A 21538-nucleotide genomic window follows, 5' to 3' on the forward strand; every position below is an offset into this window, starting at 1 on the left:
ACCATGACCAAGGTCGACTTTTACATCCTTAACCAAGGAACCGCTTCAGCGGCAATGCTCTATGCCTGCCGCTTAGCGGAAAAAGCCTATCGAAGTGGTCACGAGGTGTATATACACTGCGAAGACAGCGCCGCCGCCGACACCCTCAACCAGCAATTATGGGGGTTTCGCGACGAGAGCTTTATTCCCCACAGCTGCCACCCCGGCGACAATAATCCAGTGTTAGTGGGCTGCGGTGATTATGCGGGGGATCATTGCGACGTCTTGATTAATACCGCGCAGGAAACGCCGACATTTTTCAGTCGCTTCCAGCGCCTCGCGGAGATTGTTAGCAAAGACGAGGCAAGCTTGCAGGCATCGCGACAGCGCTATAGCTTTTACAAAAATCGTGGCTACCCGCTACATTCTCACACTATTAACGGCTAACGTAGATCACTATGGCAAAGGATAAAGCGCCCCTTCTTGGGGAATTAGAGGCATTGCAAGCAGTGCTACTCGATACGGCCGGCATTGATCCGGCCACTATTCCTCTGTTAGACGACATCATCGAAAGTGCGCCACCTCAGCCGCGCGACATACGATCAGAGGAAGTCCGCTTTAGCGATGCCGGAGTGGAATACACGACATCACCATCAAGCAAGTTCATGGACGTGACTCACCAGCAAAATGACGACGACTTTGCGCGCGAACTGTTTATCCAAGACGTGATCGACTCAATGATGCCGGGGATCGAGTCCGAGCTGCGCAAGCGCCTACTCAATCTCGATCAGGAGATTCTTGAGCGCTGGTACCACCAAGCCCACCCTAATCGGTAAACCCAGTCGACAATCCCAGCCACAGCTTTGGCCAGCAGGCTTAAAACTCAGTATACTTGCTCCCTTTTTAATCACCGCACTCAGTTATTCAGCCATGTCGGTTTTACCGTGGCAGACGCGGCATCATTTATCGCTACAGCAGACAATAGAGACACAATGGACAAGACATTTCAGCCCGCCGACATCGAAACCAAGTGGTACCAAAACTGGGAAGAAAGCGGCTATTTTTCGCCGCAAGGTAAAGGCGACGCCTACAGCATCATGATTCCGCCGCCGAATGTCACCGGCAGTCTGCACATGGGCCATGCCTTCCAAGACTCTATCATGGACGCCCTCACCCGCTACCACCGCATGCAGGGTAAAAACACCCTCTGGCAAGTGGGTACCGACCACGCCGGTATCGCCACCCAAATGCTGGTTGAGCGCAAACTCGCCGCCGAAACCGGCCAAACTCGCCACGATCTGGGTCGCGACGCCTTTTTAGACAAGGTTTGGGAATGGAAGGAAGAGTCTGGCGGTACCATCACTCGCCAGCTACGGCGCCTCGGTGCATCGGTAGATTGGAATCACGAACGCTTCACCATGGACGACGGCTTTTACAAAGCCGTGCAGGAAGTCTTTGTTCGCCTCTACGACGACAAGTTGATTTATCGCGGCAAACGTCTCGTTAACTGGGACCCCAAACTGCACACCGCCATCTCTGACCTTGAAGTCGAAAACACCGACGAAAAAGGCTTTATGTGGCACTTCCGCTACCCACTTGCGGACGGCGCCACCACTAGCGACGGCAAAAATTATTTAGTAGTTGCCACCACTCGCCCCGAAACCATGCTGGGTGACACCGCTGTGGCGGTGAATCCAAAAGATGAGCGCTACGCCTCACTGATCGGTAAATTTATCACTCTGCCACTGGTCGGCCGTCAAATCCCCATTGTCGCCGACGACTACGTCGACCGCGAATTCGGCACTGGCTGCGTTAAAATCACCCCAGCCCATGACTTTAATGACTACGCGGTTGGTCAGCGCCACAAGCTGCCAATGATTAACATTCTCGACCAAGACGCCGCCGTTCGCGCTGAAGCCGAGATATTCAATAGCGATAGCTCAGAGAATACAGACCTCGATAAAGCCCTGCCCGCTAGCTACGCCGGTTTAGACCGCTACGCGGCGCGCAAAATTATTGTTGCCGATCTAGACAGCGCGGGTCTGCTCGAAAAGGTCGACGACCACGCCCTCAAAGTGCCCCGTGGCGACCGTTCTGGCCTCGTTATTGAACCCATGCTCACCGACCAATGGTTTGTTGCCACCGCAGCGCTGGCCAAACCTGCTATTGAAGCAGTGGAAGACGGCCGCATCGAGTTTGTGCCCAAGCAATATGAGAATATGTACTTCAGCTGGATGCGCGACATCCAGGACTGGTGTATCTCACGGCAACTGTGGTGGGGTCACCGCATCCCCGCTTGGTACGACAGCGAAGGCAATATTTATGTTGCCCGCAACGAAGCTGAGGCCAGAGCAAAATACCAGCTGGCCGACAGCCTTGAACTCAAGCAAGACGACGATGTGCTGGACACCTGGTTCAGCTCTGCGCTTTGGACCTTTGGCACCCTCGGCTGGCCTGAGCAAACCGAGCGCCTGAAAACCTTCCACCCCACCGATGTTCTGGTCACCGGCTTCGACATTATTTTCTTCTGGGTGGCGCGCATGATCATGATGACCATGCACTTTAATAAAGATGAAAACGGCGAGGCCCAAGTGCCCTTCAAGACCGTTTATGTTACCGGCCTAATCCGCGACGAGCAGGGTCAAAAAATGTCTAAGTCTAAGGGCAACGTCTTAGACCCGCTAGACATGATCGACGGCATTGAACTCGACACCTTACTCGATAAGCGCTGTGGCAACATGATGCAGCCCCAGCTGGCCGAGAAGATCGCCAAGGCCACCCGCAATACCTTCCCAGAGGGGATTGGCGCCCACGGCACCGACGCCCTGCGTTTTACCCTGTTCTCTTTGGCCTCAACCGGCCGAGACATAAACTGGGATATGAAACGCCTCGAAGGTTACCGCAACTTCTGTAATAAAATCTGGAATGCCGCCCGCTACGTGCTAATGAACACCGAAGAGCAGGACTGCGGCATCAATGGCGAAGCCGTTGAACTCAGCTTGGCAGATCGCTGGATCATTTCCCGTCTACAGCAAACGGAATTGGCCGTTGCCGACGCCATGACCGCCTACCGCCTCGACCACGCCTCACAAGCCATTTACGAATTCATTTGGAACGAGTACTGCGATTGGTATCTCGAACTGTCCAAGCCAGTGTTGTGGGACGACAGCGCCAGCGTAGAAGCCAAGCGCGGCACCCGCCGCACCTTGATTCGGGTTTTAGAAGCCACGCTGCGTATGGCTCACCCCTTTATGCCCTTTATCACCGAAGAAATTTGGCAGCGAGTTGCACCCATTGCAGGCATTGCGCTGAAGACTGGCGGCGACACAATTATGCTGCAGGCCTACCCCATTGCCGCCAACGATGAAATTGACAGCGATGCGATTGCCGATGCCGAGTGGCTAAAAAGTGTGATTCTGGCCATCCGTAATATTCGTGGCGAAATGAACGTACCGCCGGGCAAAACCCTTAGTTTGTTGCTTAAAAATGGCAGCGACGAAGATTTACGCCGCCTCAATGGCAACCGCCAAGCGCTCAGCAAACTCGCCAAACTGGACGACATTCAGTGGCTAACCGCCAGTGACAATGCACCGATGTCGGCAACGCAATTGGTTGGCAGCATGGAAGTGTTGGTGCCAATGTCCGGCCTGATTGATAAAGTGGCTGAAATTGCCCGCCTTGAAAAAGAGATTCAAAAGCTCGACAAAGATATTCAACGCATCCAAGGCAAACTCGGTAACGCTGGCTTCTTAGACAAAGCGCCTGCCGATGTTGTTGCCAAGGAACAGGAAAAACTCGCCGCCCAACAAGCCGCGCAGCAAACCCTGTCGGAGCAAATCAAAAGCATTCAAGCGCTCTAAGAGGCTCGCTAACCCTGCTATAAACGCCGCAGCCGTAGACAATTACGCTGAAGCGGCTATAGTGGGGTTTAACACTGGCCCGATACCCCGCCGTATAGTGATGCTTGCACGTATTTGCCAAGCGCTGCACTTTCCAGCGCACCCTCTCCCTCGCAGTACCTGCAACGCCCCCGTTTTCCCTAAGCATTCAGCACAATTTCAGCTCGCCACTGGCAGCACACACCGAATTTCTTATTATTTTATTCCCTGCAATGAACATATCTGCGAGGTACAACGATGAGTGAACGCGTTTCAGGCACGGTTAAGTGGTTTAATAACGCAAAGGGCTTTGGCTTTATTAGCCACAGCGAAGGAAGCGATGTTTTTGTGCACTTTAGATCGATTCGCGGCGAAGGTTATCGCACTTTAGATGAGGGCCAAGCCGTGGAGTTTAATTTAATCAGCGGCCCCAAAGGCTTGCAGGCCGAAGATGTTATTAAAATCTGAGCTACGGCCTTACGCCCCGCTAACAACCGGGCTCAAGCCTCGCTGTTCACGCTCAAGCGCTCGCAGCAAGGCGGAGGGCAATAACGGGTCGGTGTAAACACGATCTACACTTAAAGCTGCCTTGTCTCTCGGTCGTTCGCTTAGCGCGAGCATTTTCAGATTATGCTTAACACAGTAATCCTGTACGCTTTGATTATTCGCCAGCGCTAACACTACTCCCGGCAGGGCAAGCCCCTCTACTTTTGCGCTTAACTCAGCAAGTGACTCAAACCAATGCACCTCATACCTATTTACCGCTAGAATCACATCCACGGCATTGCGTAGCAGCACATCAGGAATACTAGCAAGTACCGCAACTCGTCGAGGCTCCTCAACAACTACTTGCGTTTCCGGCACCCCAACGACAATCTGCACCGAGAAACAGGTATCGCTCCCAGGGTCACTGTCCAGTGTGATTTGACCGCCCATTAGTTTCACGATTTTTGCGGAAATAGCTAATCCTAAGCCAGTGCCACCAAAGCGACGCGCGCGACTTGTTTCAACCTGCACAAATGGCTCAAAAAGCTGGCTGCGCTGTTCACTGGAAATACCGATGCCATTATCAATAACCTTAATTTCCAAGCGTTGCTGCCCCCGCGCCACACCTGACTGATCAGCTGCCAAACCTAAGTGCAGCCGAATAAGCCCATGAGGCGCTGCGTACACCGAAAACTTAATGGCGTTATCGATGAGATTACCCAGCACTTTGCGTAAATAGGCTGCATCTGCAATCACAATTACCGGCAAGTCAGGCTCAACATGCAGTATAAATCGCTGCTTATTTTTTGCGACTTGCAAACCCACGCTGTCGACAACGCCTTCAACAAACTCAACAAATTGCAGTTCGGCTGGATTAATTTCTGCACTTTCCGACTCAAGCGCCACATAATCTAGAATATGATCGAGGGTCGATAGCAAGCTTTGTGAGGAGCGGCGAACAGTATCCACCATCATTTTTTGTTCGCGATCCAGCGTGGTCTTCGCCAACAAATCCGTCATGCCAATCACACCGTTCATGGGCGTTCTTATCTCGTGGCCCATAACAGCTAAAAACGCCGCTTTGGCGCTGTTCGCAGCCTCTGCGCTAACCAAGGCATTCTCTAATTGCTGGGTACGCAGGCGGACACGATCTTCCAAATTGCGGTTTAAACGCAACACTTCCCGTTCGACCTCTTTGAAGGAGGTCACATCAGAGTGCACACCCACCATTCGCAACACTTTTCCATTGCCGTCGCGCTGCGCACAAGCTCGGCTCACCACATCGCGAACACTGCCGTCGCGGCAACGCAAACGATGCTCGGCGCGGAACAAGACATCCCTTCCTCGTAAAAAGGCGTCTAGCTCGCGCTTTACCCGAGGCCGGTCTTCCGGAAATACGCAGTCTTCGAATACCACTAAGCCATTTAGCGGGTGGCCACCTAAAATACCCATCATCTCTAGCCAAGACGCACTAAATAGAACCTCATTGGTAGTAAGATCCCAGTCCCACAGGCCATCTCTAGACGCCGTCATAGCCATATCAAAGCGACGCTGCACCCGCTGGTAACGCTGATACAAGGCGCGCTGCTCTCTCACATCGCGAAAACTGACGACTAATACATCTCCTTCAGCGGTTTCAAAATCGCCAAAGTACAATTCCACTGGCAGTTCTTTGCCATCGGCATTAAGGAGCAAGAGCTCTCGGCCTTTGACCATGCCGCTTTTTGTTTCAAGATGATTCTGACTGTATAGCTGGTATTGCTGCCAAAACCGCTTAGGTAAAATTTGCGCTATCGTTGCTTGTTGATACCACTCCGGCGAATGCCCCAAAAAAGCCGACACGGCCTTACTCGCCCCAATAATTTCTCCTGTGCGGGTAGTTAATAACACTAAGCCAGGCAAACTACTGATCAAGCGATTGAAATATTCCCGGGTATTCAGCAGTTGCTGATGCTCTTTAGCAAAATGTCTCGACGTTACAATACCGCCAAACAATGGAACAAACCCCAGTACAATCAAAAAGATAACAAGATAAGACTGCGTATAATTTAAGTGCCGTGAACCCAAAGCTTGGGTCGCTAAATCGTTCACCCACTTTTTTTGTTGTGCACGCAAACTTTGTAAATCACGGATTAACGTTTGGGTGTCGACCTGCGGATTAAGGGGAATCAAATTAGGCTGTCCCCCTACGCCAGCATTAGGGCTATAGCTATTCAATTCAAAGCTGGTATACACGCCAAGCAATCGCCAGAGATCCACTCTTATGTCTTTTGGGAAGCCCAGCATACCCTCACTAAGTAACAACTGACGGGCGGAGGTTAAGCGTGCACGGATGCTATCTGACACAAACAGATCACCCGCATTTAAAGCATCCATGAACTCTTTTATGACAAGCCCACGGTTCGTTAGCGCGTCCAAGGCAAATAAGGAATCTTCTTGAATCTGAATTTGCGCGACGACCTTTGTTGCATTGTCGACTTTCGCCGTCGCATCGATAAACCGAGTGGCCTCAGTTACCGTTATGAGGACCATTAGTGTAAATAACGCAACAATAGACGAATTAAGAATGGCGCGATTCCGATTTTCGCCATTCAATCTTTCCTTAGATTTCACCCAATCACGCACGAAACTACCTCAGCCTTAATTAACTCATCAAGAATGCCCGTAAGCCGTGCCAGCCACCATGCGTAATTTCCACTAAATTCCAGCATATTCACCCGTTAACAGCTGTATTTAGCTTAGCCTAACAGTACAGAACCCGCTCTCGCGATACGCCGATATTCGATTAAATTTGAGTCTTAATGACTTCAGCTCTAGCACCGCGACGTTAGGCGCCAGAAATGCTATGATTCGCGCCGGGTTTATACATGTCGAACCCATTAACAGCACTATGCACCATTTCATTTCAGCTATATTTGGATTTATATGTTACTGATAATTAGAATTATTTTACTTGCCATCTTAAGTTTCGCCAGCCTTTGGGCGCTTCAACTCATCGGATTAGACGCTCTGCAAATTGTACCGGCAGCCATTATTAGTATTGCCGTTGCACTCGCCATGATGCTATCGCCCTGCTTGCCCAGCTTAGCGGACAAGTTCAAAAGTCAGCGTGAACGCGGCACGGTTAAGTGGTTTAACGTTAGCAAAGGCTACGGATTTATTACCCGTGATGCCGGCGGTGATGTTTTCGTACACTTCCGCTCAATTCGCGGCCAGGGACGCGGCCGCCGCAGCTTAAACGAAGGGCAATTAGTCGAGTTTGTGTTAAGTGAAGGCGAAAAAGGCCCCCAGGCAGAAGAAGTTTCAGTCTTAAAATAAGCAGTGCCTGTAACCTTGGGGCTCACGCGCCAAGGTTACCCTCCTCTACGACACTAAAATAACACCGAGCCCTCAATAATGGGGCGGCCTATCCATGTCAATTGACTGGCTAGCGCCATCAGATACCGTGCTTTGCTGACGAATTTGCTCACTAAGCTGTGTAATGGCATTACGCATGTTTTGCAATTCACGATCTTGCGCCACCACCCGATCATTTAAGGCAGCAAGTAAATCCTCTTGAAAGGCAAATTGACTTTGCAGCTCAATTAATTGGGCAGAAACATCGCCGACCATTATCCACACTCCACTGATAGTTTTTACGAGAAACACGCTAAAAGCCGCGTGCTGCCATTATAATCAGCACAGCCTAAAAAAGGAGAAAATCGTGCCTAGACTTGTTTATTCCACCGACCAAGGTCGCCTTTGCCCAGAATGCCAGCAAGCCACTGGCAATTGCCAATGTAAAACCATCGGCGCAACCCTACCCGAAGGCGACGGTATAGCCCGCATCCGCCGTGAAACCAAAGGCCGTAAAGGTAAAGGGGTCAGCATTGTTAATGGCTTACTGCTAGATGACACTGCGCTAAAAAACCTGGCCAAGGAATTGCGACAAAAACTCAGCACTGGCGGTGCCATTAAAGACGGCGAAATGGAGTTTCAGGGCGACCATCGCCAAACATTAAAAGCCTTGTTAGAAGCTAAGGGTTTCCAGGTAAAGCTCGCCGGAGGCTAAAGCCGACCCCTGAAATTGAAGCGCTAAACGTGAATAGCCAATTTACGAATTTTTTCAATCAGGGTCGTCCGCCGCAAGCCTAAGTGTTGGGCGGCCTTACTCACCACTCCGCCATGCATAAGCAAAGCCTGCTCAATCCAGGCGCGCTCTAATGCCTGCATCTGCGCCTTCATATCAAGCCCCTCAGCGGGTAAAGACGCGCTAAGCACATTTTGTTCAATGACCTCGCCAGCCAAGGGACTTCGTATAGAAGTAGATTCACGCCAATGCTCTTCACCATAGCGATAATTGTCTGGCAAATCACCGAGGCCCACGACCTTATCTGGGTACATGATAGTTAACCTCTCCAATAAATTCGCCAGTTCCCGAATATTACCCGACCAGCGATGCTCACACAGTGACGCCATCGCCGAGCCAGCCAAACGCAACTCACCTAGGCCATCGGCACGCAATTGCTGGCACAGTACGCGAACCAAATGCGGCACATCCTCCGCCCGCTCAGCCAGCGGCGGTACCCGCAAAGGAAATACATTAAGGCGGTAATAAAGATCCTCGCGAAACTCGCCAGCGGCAATCATTGCCTCTAAGTCTCGATGAGTAGCGGCGACTATCCGCACATCGGCAAACCGGGTCTTATCTGAACCGACCCGCTGAAACTGACGCTCCTGAATTACCCGTAAAATTTTAACCTGCATATCTAGCGGCATATCGCCGATTTCATCAAGGAACAGTGTACCCCCCTCCGCAAGTTCAAAACGCCCTGCGCGGCTGGAAATAGCCCCAGTAAACGCTCCCCGCTCATGGCCAAACAATTCGCTCTCTAATAATTCTCGGGGAATAGCACCGCAATTAATAGGGACAAACGGTGCATCCCGCCGCCGAGACTGCTTATGCAGGCTTCTGGCGACAAGCTCCTTCCCTGCACCTGATGGCCCGGTGATAAGCACGGTTACGCCCTTATCGGCAACCTGCCGCGTCAGCCGACGCAACTCGCATATGGCTGGACTAACGCCCACAACCTCCTCACTCAAGGCCATATCGCTGAGCAATTCCTTCGGTGCCGAAAGGCGCGCCCGCAACCGATACAGCACCTCCAGTACGTCTAGGTAATAGCAATGATCCTTCAAAACTAACGTCGAATTGGATTCAAGATCAGCTTTCACCAAATGCGCAGGAAGAACCGAAATCACCTGTAAATGACTCGCCGCTGCCCGCGACAGCCATGCATCTTGCTCTGCACTTAACTGGCCGCAAATCACCCCATGCCAATCGCTAGGCTTAGCCGAACGCCAATCACTACTGACTTGCGGCTCCCCAAGGGCAGCTAGAAGCGTGAGCAACCGATGTTCCAATTCCGGTGGCGCGAGAACCAATAGTTTTAATTCTGAATGCATTAACACCGCTCGATGAAAGTCATTTTTTTGACTATACTAATAAACACACTAACGGTCATCCTAATTTGTCAAAAAATCGACACCCCGCCACTGTTTCACGCCACCGAGCTCTTGCGGTAACCCCCGCCATCCGGCACAATCTGCCACCTTTGCCGACAGCACAAAGGTCTCAGTCATGCCGGACTCCAATATCCCCGTCTACTACCTAAGTTGGGATGAACTTCACCGCGACACCCTAAACCTTGCCCGCAAGCTCACCGACCGGCCGTGGAAAGGCATTATCAGTATTGCTCGTGGCGGCTTAGTTCCAGGCGCCATTTTGGCAAGGGAATTAAATTTGCGCGTGGTCGACACCCTGTGCATAGCCAGCTACGACCATGACCAACAGGGCAAAATCAATATTCTAAAGACCGTTGAGGGTGACGGTGACGGCTACTTATTAGTCGACGACTTAGTCGACACTGGCGGCACCGCCAAGATTGCCAAAGAACTTCTACCGAAAGCCTGCTTTGTCACCATTTACGCCAAACCCCAAGCCAAAGCGCTAACCGAGCATTACGTAAGGGAGTTTGCCCAAGAGACCTGGATTCATTTCCCCTGGGACAGCCAACCTAGCTATAGCGAACCGCTGGTAAAATAAGGCTTTTTTTGATTCACAGCGGCAATCACTATAGAATCTGCGGCGCGGTGGTAAACCACACCATTCGCACTTGATGTCCCCGTGGCACAGCTGGATAGCGCGGCCCCCTCCTAAGGGGCAGGTCACAGGTTCAAATCCTGTCGGGGACACCATTTCACATCGCTTGTCACCAAAATGCCAAAGCAACTGCAGTCGGCCTGATCCGCCGGTGAATAGCGCGCGACAAACCCAAAAATCCAAAAATCCAAATTTATTCTAGCAATTTTTTTGGAAAGCTAATTTCAACTGCACTGCCCTTCCCGAGTTCGCTACTGACCTTGACGCTACCTTTCAACTGCTGGGTCACCAAATTGTAGACAATATGCATCCCGAGACCACTGCCACCTGAGCCTCGGCGGGTGGTAAAAAAGGGTTCAAATATTTTCTTAACAACCTCTGGCGGCATACCTTTACCGTCATCGCTGTAATGAATGCGAATTTGCTCCGGCTGTTCCTCAACGGCAATACGTAAATGCCCCCTCTCACCCTCGTCAAAGCCATGCTGCACTGAATTCATGACTAGGTTGGTAATAATTTGCGACATCGCACCCGGCACGGAATTAATGGCTAAATTGGGATCGCACTCAATCTCTACCACAAGGTCGGTACTGCGCAGCTGTGGTTTGAGACTCAGCATGGTCTCATCAATATAGCGCTTTAGCTCAAACATCCGATATTCGCTGCTAGTCTGGTCTACCGCGACTTGCTTGAAGCTGTGAATGAGGTCTGCGGCGCGCTGCAAATTGCCCAATATGATCTCAGTGGCCTGCATGCATGTTGAAAAATACCGTTTGAGCGCTGAATTTGTTAATTCACCGGTTTGATAAAGATCAGTCGTTGCCTTAGTGTCTTCTCTGAGCGTGCTGGCAGCGGTCACGCCGACCCCAACTGGGGTATTTATCTCATGCGCGACCCCGGCAACCAAACCACCAAGCGATGCCATTTTCTCATTGTTCACCAACTGCTCTTGAGTTTCTTTTAATCGCCTAAGCGCTTGTTCAAGCTCAGCATTGGCCTTATCTGCTTGCTCGATACGGATTTCAAGCTCACCTCTGGTCGCTTCCAAAGTGAGATCGCGGCTCTCGATTTGAGCCAGCATATTATTAAAACCTAAAATCAACTCGCCAATTTCGTCATTTCCAGTTGGTAATGCACGCAGTGAATAGTCACCCGCCACCGAGACCTCTTTCGTTGTCTGTAGCAGGGCTAATATCGGATTTGAAATTAGACGCTGTAAAAATAGGGATAAAATAGACGCAATTGCAATGCTCGCCAGCACCATTAAGCCCACAACCATACTGTCTAGTCGTGTCGATTCCCATAGATCGCCCAAACCCCGCTCAATATACAAGCTTCCAATACGTTCACTGCCCAACATTACAGCACTAACCACCACTAAGTGATTGTGAGTGTAAAAATTATGCTCCGGCGGTATCTCCAAACACTGCAATGCGCTTCCGGCATCGCGGTTATAGCTGGCAAATAAGTGTTCACCAGTCGCTTCGGACTTGTATACACAAGCTTGCAAAACATCATGCTTAGCACGCAAAGACGACAAAATTTCGGTCGCGGCAGGAGCATCATTAAAACTGAGCGCAGCGGTGGTATTCAGGGTAAAAACTTCGGCAACAGCAGACAGGTTATTATTTAAGGTCTCGCGAACATTGAACCAATTATAGATAAGAAAAACGAAGGCAGTAATAAATAGGCAAACTGATGTTGTCCCAACAATTGCGGCTAATAGTTTTAATCTTATAGGGACATCAGCACTCCGAGTCATAAGATCTAACTGCGCGGTTATTAATTAACATTTCGAGCCAGCCCCAGTAATTTAGAACTCATTTTTATACTTGAACGATTGGCCGCAGTCTGATTGATATCAAAGCGAATCTTGCCATCAATAATAACAAACTGAATCATGCCGCCCATTTCAATAAAGCCGCTGTCATCACTTACGGTCAGAACTGCCGCATCTGAAAGCGCACCTACCCAATCGGTCAAGCGCGCTGCATCCATAAAACCAAGGAAAACGAGTTGGCAATTCTGCGCCTCACCGGGATGCCGAATGCTACTAAACTTGATCGGCATACCATTATTTTCCTTATCACCTATGGTCTCCACCAGCTTGGCGTGTAACTGCGGACTACCCGCAACGCACATTACAAAATCTGCACGTTTCCTAGCTGCAGGCCACTCAATAAATTTTGTAAAATTATATAAAAATGCGGATTTTACTCGGTACTCTAATTCTGATGTATCGGCATAAGCATGAATTGCACCGCAGAAGAAAACTAAGGCCACGGCAAGACATAATCGCACTTGCAACCTAGCTCTAAGCAACAACTTCATGAAGTCCCCACTTAGAAATGCCATGTAAATTGCCCGTGTATACTGCGACCAATTTCATTACCACCGCTAAATTCTGCGTGTTGCGGGTCTAATAGGTTAGTGCCTACCAGCGACAATTCAACACGCGGGCTTAGCCGCCAAATACTGGTAATATCCAACGCGGAGTAGGCCTTAACCTCTACATCATCAAGCGCATCGACCCATCTAGCCCGAGCTTGCACAGACCAGCTGTCCGCTATATCCCAGTCCAGCCTCAGGTTGACCTGATTGTTTGGATCATTTTCGTTGTTTTGAGCAATATTAACGTCACGACTACCGAACTTCACCGCCACGTCCATATCTTGATAGACGTAACTCGCCAAGACTTTTACCGCTGGCTGCGGCTCCCACCGAACAGTGAGTTCAAACCCCTGGGTTCGCCCGGCACCATCATTGACAAAGCGGACCGGAACAGATTGCGGGTTAAAAAAATCATCGGTAAACGAGCGCAGTTTATCGTACTCGTTATAAAAAACCGCGACATCAGCAGAAAGCACCGAATTAAGCAGGGTGCGGTAACCGAACTCGTATGCAAGCACTTCTTCAGAAGTAAAGTTTTCATCACCGACCAGAATGCCACCAAAGATATCGATGGTATGATCTAAACGGTTTGGGATACGAACTGCGCGGGACACCGCCCCCCAGACCGTATTACGCTCATCTACAATATAACTAAAGCGCGCACTGGGCTGAAACTCATCACCGGTATAGTCGTTGTTCTCGTATTTCGCCCCCAAGGTCAGGTGTAATTTATTTTCGATAAGTTCAATTTGATCTTGCGCAAACACATCGACGGTCTCATCTTTTCGCGCAGCAGGTACAAACTTAAGGACGGCGGGATTAAGGCTTCCAATATTGTCATCTGTTGTATGATAGCCCCCGCCAATCACAAAATTCTGACGCTTCCCGACAGTGAAACGATGTTTTATGTCGACATCATAAATATTGCGATCTTCTGTAAAGGTCTGGGTATCGTCACGGCTACTCTGATCGTAAACAAACTGTACTTCGGTATCAGTCGAGTGGTCGTAACGCCGCTTCCAGCGTGCGATCACATTGTAACCACTAGTAGATTCAGCTTTATTGCTAAGCGGGTTATCAATACGCCCCTTATACAAGTCACCCTGCAAGGTCAGTTTATCGCTTTCGCTTAGCTGAAGATCAGTACGAAAGCCAAGTTGATCATGATTTCGGGCATCATTTGCATCGCCCGCGCCCGCGCTTTCTTGAGGAGCGTAGTGAGTGGTTTTTGCATACACGCGATAATGACCAAGCGCACCGGCTTTACCACCATAGCGCCACGCCGCAAAGCCATCAAACTCACCACCTCCACCCGCTTGCTGAAAACCGCCTTGGGTATTCGCCGCCGACTTGGTAACGATATTCACCACGCCATTTACCGCATTAGCCCCCCACAGTGCGGCACCCGGCCCACGAATCACCTCAATACGCTCAATATCATCCATCAAGGTGTCCTGCGCATCCCAAAAAACACCCGAATACAGCGGCGTATACAGGCTGCGGCCATCCATGAGCACTTCTAATTTATCAGCAACGGTCGAGTTAAAGCCCCGAGCGGTTATTGCATAAGAGTGGGAATCTAAACGTGCTACCTGTACGCCGGGAATTAAGCGCAACGCTTCTGGAATACTTTTAACACCAGAGCGAATAATAGTACTGCCGTCTAATACAAATACCGCTGCGGGGGATTGCTGAAGTGGTTCGCTACGCTTAGATACCGAAACCACGTCAATATTCATCAAGGACTCAAGGCTAAGACTGGCCAAATCATCGACGCGGGCAAGCAACAGCGGCTGAGGATTGACCGCATACACACTCGGCGCAATAAGCATAAATAGAATAGAAGCAGGTAACACACCACGGCAGGAAGTGTGCTTAAAATGTGTATTCACCGCCTGCATTCTCATTTTCGGCATATATTACACTCATTTTTTAACGGACTAATTTGTCCTAACTCTTATTCATGCCCTGCTTAGCTAAGGTTCACGGGCCCAATGTTCACGGTAAGACACAAATATTCTACCGACTATAGTATATTTTACTTATATAGGCCTTATATCCTTATCCCGCGATAAGGGGGCCTGTTATGATTGAACACCCAGAGCGCTCGTCTCTAGCAAACAATTTCAACACGCATGCCGTAAGTAGAAGAAAATGAGTAGCATAACGTCAATGCGCAACATTTCTGTTGCCAATTACTTTCTTCACGCCGTTCTCCACAATGCGGAGGCCAAGGGCTTAGACCCCAACCAGCTGCTTATGGATGCGGGCATATCCAAAGAACTACTTAAACAACAGAGCGCGCGTATTCCCGCCGTAAAATTAGGCAAACTGCAAACTATCGTTACGCGAGCAATGAAGGATGAATTTCTAGGGTATGGCCCCGGTCGCTACACCCTCGGAACATGGAACAATATGTGTTATTCGGTGATTAACTGCACGACGCTGGGCCACGCTCTAGCGCGCTATTGCCGGTTTTATCAGATGTTCGAGTGGGGCTTACAACCCTACTTTGAAATTAATGATGACGAGGCTAGATTAATTGTAGCGCCGAGCGATCAAGAGTATGAGTACCAAAATTACGCTTATGAGCTCGTCATGTTTAATCTGCACCGGTTTAGCAGCTGGATTACCCAGCAGCACCTGCCGCTCATTGCCGTAAACCTTCAGTACCCTGCCCCCGAGCATGCCGCAGAGTACCGCCATTTATTTCTGGGCCAGCCGGTATATTTTAACCAGCCACGCACCGAAATGATTTTCCACAGTAGCTTGGCCGATTTGCCCACGAAACAAAACGAGCAGTCTTTACACCGTTTTTTACGGCACCCAAATCTCGTATTCCTCATTCAACAGTACGATGAAAAAAGCTGGACCGCCCAAGTGCGGGTCATTATCAACAAAAGTCTGATCAATACGCCGGGCATAGAAGACATAGCCACACAGCTGTATTTACACCCCCAGACGCTACGACGACGCTTAGCTCAAGAAGGTACAAGCTTTAACGAAGTCAAAACTCAGTGCCGGCACGACACCGCCTTGTACTATCTTGGTAAATCCACGCTGTCAATTGAGCAAATAGCCCAACGCACCGGCTTCTCAGAAGCCAGTGGTTTCACCCGTGCCTTTAAAACGTGGACCGGAATGTCACCGCAAAAATACCGGCAACACCTCTAAGCCCCCAACGACCAACTAGTCCAGATTAAAGCTCACAATATTCTTATTTGCCTTGTGGTGTACTCTCACCTTACGACCAATCAATTCGGCTTCCCCCGCCATTGTTGCCAAACTAGACTCGTCCTCAGCGTCAGTATTGGCTAAAAAACGCCTACCATCATCAAAACGGCCAACCACCATACCGAGTGTTGCCACGCCACGGTTATACACCAGCGTATAGGTCTCAATACTGCCGACACCCTCAGCTTGCTCAACAAGCTCTGCGCGCGGCAAAGCATTGAACTTGGCCTGTAAATTAGGATCGGCATTGTGGCAAGGCTTGGCTGGTGCTTGCGCCGAGTAAACTCCCACGGACTGCTTAGACAAGAAACCACCATTGGCAGTAATCAAACCGTAGTCTTGCGGTTTGCTGCGCAAGGCGTCTGTTAGACTAGCGATGGCGTGGGTACTATAGCTATTCCCTGCGCCACCAAAGAACGGCAAACCGCCCGTTACCGTAAGCGGTTTATCCGTCGTCCAATCCAGCCCCATAGCCTCACAGGCAGCGAGTACCGCAATAGGAAAACAACTGTATATATCCATAATATCGATCTGATCAATCGACTTACCCACGCTGCCTAACACCGCATTCAAGCTCAGGCGCATGGTCTCGGACACAGCCAAGTCTGGCCGCTCCGACACCCAGCGATCATCGACATCAGCGTAGCTGTGCAAATATACCCATTGCGATTCAGGAATGCCCAGCTCAATAGCCTTATCAACCGAACACATTAACAAAGCGGCGCCCTGATTCACGGCGTCTTGCGCCACCATCCACTTAGTGTACGGCCTTGCTACCCAATAGTTTTCCTTAGAAACCTCATTGAGAAAGGCCTCACTGCGAACCGTGGGAAATTGCGAATAGGGGTTGCTTGCCGCCACTTCCGAAAATTTAGCAAACAATTTAGAGGCCAGAGTCCGGTGAGCAGCCTCTGACAAACCATGCCTGGCGCGCCAAGCATTTTCAAACAAAGGATAAACTTGGGTTGGGAAGGTGATACCGTGATTTATTTCGTAGTCGGTAAACAGCAAATGGCAGCCGCGATCGTCAAGCTGACCGTCCACCTGCTCACTCCAATCCAGAGCCAAACCGGCTTTCAACGCCTGCTTCATAATACCGGTGGCTTCTGCACCGGCTATCAAGCCCATGGTCATTTCACCGGCGGCAATTTTTTCTGCAAACTCATTTACAAAGCGCTGTGGAGAATGCCCGCCTTCGCGGCCATAAATAGCATTTTGAGGATCTGCGCCAATACGCTTAGCCAATGATCGCGGAACATTATTACTCGCACCAAGGGGACAAGCACCGCCGGGTATCGAATCAATAAATCCGCGAATATAGGCGATGGTATCAATATGTGCCGCGAGAGGCGTGTTGGCCTGCGCCGAGGCCAAAGCTACCTTTGCCGCTTCCGCAGCTATATCGACCGGTGCCAAGGCATTGTCGGCGGTAAGTACATCACGAAACACATACTGACCGGATGCGACTAAAATGGGTGTTGTGTTCGCCACGGGAATCCCTCTATATCATTATTTATTAAGCACGAAGTGTATCGCGCTAATTGCTAGATTGTATTGACACTAGCGGTCACCGCTAATGGTAAATGGGTCAAAGCAAACGAAGCTTTTATGCGGCAATTTTAGAGTGATTGCACTAAATGCCCGCCATCCACCGGTAGCGCCACGCCATTTAGAAAAGAACCGGCGTCGCTGGCTAATAATAATAGCGGCATACTCAGCTCATTCATCTGCCCAAGACGACGGGGGGGTATCTTACCCAAATACTGACGCCCCTTCTCTGTTTGAAAAAAGTCGCTATTAATCTCGGTTTCAAAATACCCCGGACACAAGGCATTCACCCGAATATTACTGCGCCACAATTCCTGCGCGGTATTTTTGGTTAACTGCACCACCCCCGCCTTAGCGGTTGCATACAAACTATTATTGGCGCTTGGCTGCAGCCCGAGGATCGAAGCAATATTAACAATACTGCCGCTAACACCCGCCTTAATCATCCGCGCGGATGCCTCTCGCGACACCCGCCACACCGCGCGTAGATTAGTATCAACGACAAAGTCCCACTGCTCCTCGGTGCTGTCCACAAAACGGCTTGGATCAGCAACGCCAGCATTGTTCACCACGATAACCACCGCGCCCACCGCCGTCTCAGCCTGATCGAAGGCTGCCACTACGGATGCTTTGTCATTAACGTCCATCGCCACCGCCAAGGCTTTCCCACCTTGCGCTGAAATATCTGCAACCAGCGCCTCTAGTTTGTCTACACGCCGAGCGGCAACCACCACCGTCGCGCCAGCCTGCGCCAATACTTTGGCAAAATGTGCCCCTAAGCCGCTAGACGCGCCGGTGACCAAAGCCACCCGGCCAGACAAATCAATACTCTTCGCTATTGCTTCATTCATTTTTAACAACCTAATTAACCCTTATTACTCGCCTTTTTCGATCAACGCCATGCCTAGTTCAGCAAGGGGTGCCGCCAACGCGCCATAGGCCATCGCTTTTTCGCTCGACGCATTGCCATCCAGCGCACGCTTGTACACGCCCTGCAAAATCGCGCTGAGACGGAAAAACGCAAAGGCCAGATAAAACACCCAGTGATCAATTCCCTCAATACCGCGCCGCTCACAATATCGACGTACGTATTCTTGTTCAGACGGTATACCCAACGCCTCGCGATTGAGACTGCCAAGCCCCGGAATGGCGGCATCACCAGGAATACGCAGTTGCATACACTGGTAAGCTAAGTCGGCGTAGGGGTGCCCCAAGGTCGACAACTCCCAATCCAACAAGGCCAAAACCGTAGGCTCTTTATTGTCGAACATCATATTGTCGAGCCGGAAATCACCGTGGTTAATACACACCAAACCGTCGTCTGGCGGCAGATTCGCATTTAACCACTCGATCATCGCTTCCATAGCCGGCACCGTTGCGGTTTCACTGGCGCGGTATTGGCTAGTCCAACGGCTGAGCTGGCGCTCAAAGTAATTGCCGGGACGGCCATAATCACTCAAGCCAATAGCGTCAACATCCACATTGTGCAAATCGGCTAAAACCTGATTCATGGCGTCGTAAATCGCGCCGCGCTCTGTGGGGCTCTGCTCTGGCAGCGCCGCGTCCCAAAGAATACGGCCATCAAGGTAATCCATAACGTAAAACATTGAGCCAATAATGCTGTCGTCCTCACACAGCACCCGCATTTTAGGCACCGGCACATTGGTTTGGGCCAGCGCCTTCATCACACGATACTCGCGGTCGACCGCGTGGGCAGATTTCAGCAACTCACCCGGTGGCTTGCGCCGCAGCACATATTTGCCACTGGCGGCCGCGATCAGATAGGTCGGGTTAGACTGGCCACCGGCAAATTTGTCGGCGGTCAGCGGCCCTTTAAAACCAGCGATGTTTTTTTCAAGATAAGCGCCTAAAACCGCAATATCTAAATCAAAGGTAGTTGCCATGCATCCTCCTTAAACAGCGTAGCGATCTATAATTTGTTTGCCCAAGGCCATTTGATGCACCTGATCTGGGCCGTCGGCCTGGCGACACCAACGCGCGTAATTAAACGCTTCAGCCATAAAGTAATCTTCAGTTAAGCCGCCGGCGCCGTGCAACTGCATGCAGCGATCTATGACATTTTGCACCAGCAGGGGTACGGTTGTTTTAGTGGCTGCAATCATATCGGTGGTTTGCATTGGCCCCTGTTCGTCGATCTGTTTACAGGTTTTTAAAACCAACAAGCGAGCCATTTCAATTTCGGAAAAGCTCTTAGAAATTTCCTCGCGCACCGATTGATGTTTGCTCAGAGGCTTACCAAAGGTAGTCCGTGACACCGCGCGCTGGCAAGCCAGCTCTAAGGAGCGCTGCGCCGCGCCAATCAAACGCATGCAGTGGTGCATACGGCCAGGGGCCAAACGTCCTTGCGCGATTTCAAAGCCACGACCTTCGCCCAGCAAAATATTTTCCAGCGGCACCCGCACATTTTCAAATACAATTTCTGCATGACCAATGGGCGCATCGTCGTAACCCAAGGTGCTCAGCGGGCGAATAATTGACAATCCCGGTGTACCCTTGGGCACCAATACCTGACTCTGCTGCTTATGACGGTTAGCATTATCTGGATCAGACTTGCCCATCACGATAAAAATTGCAGTGCGCTCATTCATTGCGCCGGTAATAAACCACTTACGCCCGTTCAGCACCCACTCATCGCCGTCTTTTACAATGCTAAGTTCAATATTGGTAGCATCGCTGGACGCAACCTGAGGCTCGGTCATTGCGTAAGAAGAGCGAATATCGCCATTGAGTAAGGGTGTTAACCACTGTTCGCGTTGCGCGTCAGTGGCGTATTTCATAAAGACTTCCATATTGCCGGTGTCGGGCGCATTGCAATTAAAAACTTCTGGCGACCAAATAACTCGACCCATTACTTCCGCGAGCGGCGCGTAGTCAGTAAAGCTTAAACCACCGTGCTCGCAGTACTCCGAGAATTCCTCGGGGCAAAATAAATTCCACAAACCTGCCGCCTTGGCTTTTAGCTTGAGTTCGTCCATTAAAGGTAAAATACCAAAGCGATTCTCGGCGCTGTGCAACTGCTCGGCATAGGCTTTTTCGTTTGGATAAATATGCTCATCCATAAAGGCAGTTAATTTTGCCAGTAACTGCTGACCTTTTTCGCTCTGACTCAAATCCATTATCGTATCCTCTATTTAATATGTATTAGGTGTAACTGATTAATTGCTGGTGGCCCGCTAAATGGGGCACTGCGTTAAACGTATTTAAATGAAACTGCTCGCCCTTGGTGAAATAGCGAGTAATACCGGAGTTCTTGGCCTGCAAATTTAAATTCACCATGGTCTCTACATCGACTTTAAGTGCTTCACGTAAAACAGCGCTAACAGGCCCGCCCGAGGTCACCACTAAAACGCGACCCTTGGCGGCCGCGAGGCTAGTCATGGTACCGCGCACCCGGCTTTCAAAATTAGCCCAGGTCTCTGTAACGTCGCTTAGTTCACCACGGCTCCAAGCCATTAACGCAAGGCGCAGGGTGCGATAAAAAATCCGGGGATCACTGTGGTCAATTTTTTGCTTAACATTTGACAAATAAGCAGCGATTAAACTGTGAAAATCGTATTCGTTCAGCCCCGGCAAGACCTGCGCATCAGGCATAGCAATGGCAGGCGAGGACTGGGCAACGACATCACGAATTCCCGCTAAGGTTTCTCTATGCCGGCGCATCGTGCCAGTAAAAACCGTATCAAAACCTGCCTCCGCAGCGCTAAAGTACTCACCAAGCAAACGGGCCTGCTCCCAGCCAATATCAGTTAAACGATCGTAATCGTCGCTGGCAAAAGCCGCCTGACCATGCCGAACCATTACTACTTCAGTCATAACTCGCTCTCATCTCTAACAAGAGCCAGATCATACTCAAACCAAA

19 protein-coding genes and 1 tRNA gene are annotated in these 21538 nt (G+C 50.4%); 9 read left to right on the plus strand and 11 right to left on the minus strand.

Annotation, left to right across the window (positions count from 1 at the left end):
• The first annotated feature begins 3 nt into the window (after positions 1–3).
• The 4 genes from HNQ57_RS00730 to HNQ57_RS00745 all read left to right on the plus strand — a co-directional run bounded on the left by HNQ57_RS00730 (position 4) and on the right by HNQ57_RS00745 (position 4325).
• A complete protein-coding gene (locus tag HNQ57_RS00730; protein WP_184460726.1) occupies positions 4–426 on the plus strand; it encodes a DNA polymerase III subunit chi in 423 nt (140 codons plus the stop codon).
• 11 nt (positions 427–437) lie between these two features.
• Complete coding sequence (locus HNQ57_RS00735; protein WP_184460727.1) at positions 438–815, plus strand: hypothetical protein; 378 nt, start codon at positions 438–440, stop codon at positions 813–815.
• A gap of 156 nt (positions 816–971) precedes the next feature.
• Entirely contained in the window at positions 972–3839 is a 2868-nt protein-coding gene (locus HNQ57_RS00740) for a valine--tRNA ligase (protein WP_184460728.1), read from the plus strand.
• A 276-nt stretch (positions 3840–4115) separates the two neighbouring features.
• Complete coding sequence (locus tag HNQ57_RS00745; RefSeq protein ID WP_184460729.1) at positions 4116–4325, plus strand: cold-shock protein; 210 nt, start codon at positions 4116–4118, stop codon at positions 4323–4325.
• A gap of 9 nt (positions 4326–4334) precedes the next feature.
• On the opposite strand, the gene HNQ57_RS00750 is transcribed toward HNQ57_RS00745, so the two are convergent.
• Complete coding sequence (locus HNQ57_RS00750) at positions 4335–6875, minus strand: PAS domain-containing sensor histidine kinase (RefSeq protein WP_221301528.1); 2541 nt, start codon at positions 6873–6875, stop codon at positions 4335–4337.
• Between the two features lie 528 nt (positions 6876–7403).
• On the opposite strand from HNQ57_RS00750, the gene HNQ57_RS00755 reads away from it, so the two are divergent.
• Positions 7404–7661 carry a cold-shock protein gene (locus HNQ57_RS00755; RefSeq protein ID WP_184461104.1) on the plus strand — a complete coding sequence of 86 codons (258 nt, stop codon included), beginning with the start codon at positions 7404–7406 and terminating at the stop codon, positions 7659–7661.
• Positions 7662–7733: 72 nt separating this feature from the next.
• On the opposite strand, the gene HNQ57_RS00760 is transcribed toward HNQ57_RS00755, so the two are convergent.
• Positions 7734–7955: a SlyX family protein gene (locus HNQ57_RS00760; RefSeq protein WP_184460731.1), complete on the minus strand. Its 222-nt coding sequence runs from the start codon at positions 7953–7955 to the stop codon at positions 7734–7736.
• Between the two features lie 91 nt (positions 7956–8046).
• Between HNQ57_RS00760 and yciH the strand changes: the two genes are divergently transcribed.
• Positions 8047–8394, plus strand: coding sequence for a stress response translation initiation inhibitor YciH (gene yciH / locus HNQ57_RS00765; protein WP_184460732.1), 348 nt, complete (start codon positions 8047–8049; stop codon positions 8392–8394).
• A gap of 23 nt (positions 8395–8417) precedes the next feature.
• Here yciH and HNQ57_RS00770 read toward each other — a convergent pair whose 3' ends face one another.
• Complete coding sequence (locus HNQ57_RS00770; RefSeq protein WP_184460733.1) at positions 8418–9788, minus strand: sigma-54 interaction domain-containing protein; 1371 nt, start codon at positions 9786–9788, stop codon at positions 8418–8420.
• 175 nt (positions 9789–9963) lie between these two features.
• Here HNQ57_RS00770 and gpt point away from each other — a divergent pair, with 175 nt between their 5' ends.
• Together gpt and HNQ57_RS00780 are read left to right on the plus strand one after the other, a co-directional pair.
• Entirely contained in the window at positions 9964–10428 is a 465-nt protein-coding gene (gene gpt, locus HNQ57_RS00775; RefSeq protein ID WP_184460734.1) for a xanthine phosphoribosyltransferase, read from the plus strand.
• Between the two features lie 75 nt (positions 10429–10503).
• Positions 10504–10580 (plus strand) — tRNA-Arg (locus tag HNQ57_RS00780).
• A gap of 98 nt (positions 10581–10678) precedes the next feature.
• Here the strand turns inward: HNQ57_RS00780 and HNQ57_RS00785 are convergent.
• The 3 genes from HNQ57_RS00785 to HNQ57_RS00795 are packed head-to-tail and all read right to left on the minus strand — an operon-like array spanning position 10679 to position 14792.
• Positions 10679–12247, minus strand: coding sequence for an ATP-binding protein (locus tag HNQ57_RS00785; RefSeq protein ID WP_184460735.1), 1569 nt, complete (start codon positions 12245–12247; stop codon positions 10679–10681).
• Between the two features lie 20 nt (positions 12248–12267).
• Positions 12268–12816: a TOL_0243 family YfiR-like periplasmic protein gene (locus tag HNQ57_RS00790; RefSeq protein WP_184460736.1), complete on the minus strand. Its 549-nt coding sequence runs from the start codon at positions 12814–12816 to the stop codon at positions 12268–12270.
• Between the two features lie 11 nt (positions 12817–12827).
• The gene (locus HNQ57_RS00795) at positions 12828–14792 is read right to left on the minus strand and encodes a TOL_0244 family TonB-dependent receptor (RefSeq protein WP_184460737.1); all 1965 of its coding nucleotides are present in this window, start codon (positions 14790–14792) and stop codon (positions 12828–12830) included.
• 238 nt (positions 14793–15030) lie between these two features.
• Here HNQ57_RS00795 and HNQ57_RS00800 point away from each other — a divergent pair, with 238 nt between their 5' ends.
• Entirely contained in the window at positions 15031–16050 is a 1020-nt protein-coding gene (locus HNQ57_RS00800; protein ID WP_226968263.1) for an AraC family transcriptional regulator, read from the plus strand.
• A 15-nt stretch (positions 16051–16065) separates the two neighbouring features.
• Here HNQ57_RS00800 and HNQ57_RS18125 read toward each other — a convergent pair whose 3' ends face one another.
• From HNQ57_RS18125 to HNQ57_RS00825, 5 genes are all read right to left on the minus strand, one after another.
• A complete protein-coding gene (locus HNQ57_RS18125) occupies positions 16066–17601 on the minus strand; it encodes an acetyl-CoA acetyltransferase (RefSeq protein WP_184460738.1) in 1536 nt (511 codons plus the stop codon).
• A gap of 128 nt (positions 17602–17729) precedes the next feature.
• Positions 17730–18509, minus strand: coding sequence for an SDR family NAD(P)-dependent oxidoreductase (locus HNQ57_RS00810; protein ID WP_184460739.1), 780 nt, complete (start codon positions 18507–18509; stop codon positions 17730–17732).
• Positions 18510–18533: 24 nt separating this feature from the next.
• A complete protein-coding gene (locus tag HNQ57_RS00815; protein WP_184460740.1) occupies positions 18534–19562 on the minus strand; it encodes a phosphotransferase in 1029 nt (342 codons plus the stop codon).
• Positions 19563–19571: 9 nt separating this feature from the next.
• Positions 19572–20795: an acyl-CoA dehydrogenase family protein gene (locus tag HNQ57_RS00820; protein ID WP_184460741.1), complete on the minus strand. Its 1224-nt coding sequence runs from the start codon at positions 20793–20795 to the stop codon at positions 19572–19574.
• Positions 20796–20820: 25 nt separating this feature from the next.
• Entirely contained in the window at positions 20821–21492 is a 672-nt protein-coding gene (locus HNQ57_RS00825; protein WP_184460742.1) for a histidine phosphatase family protein, read from the minus strand.
• Positions 21493–21538: the final 46 nt, after the last annotated feature.

The sequence above is a fragment of the Zhongshania antarctica genome (assembly GCF_014202945.1).
GTDB classification, from domain to species: Bacteria; Pseudomonadota; Gammaproteobacteria; order Pseudomonadales; family Spongiibacteraceae; genus Spongiibacter; species Spongiibacter antarcticus.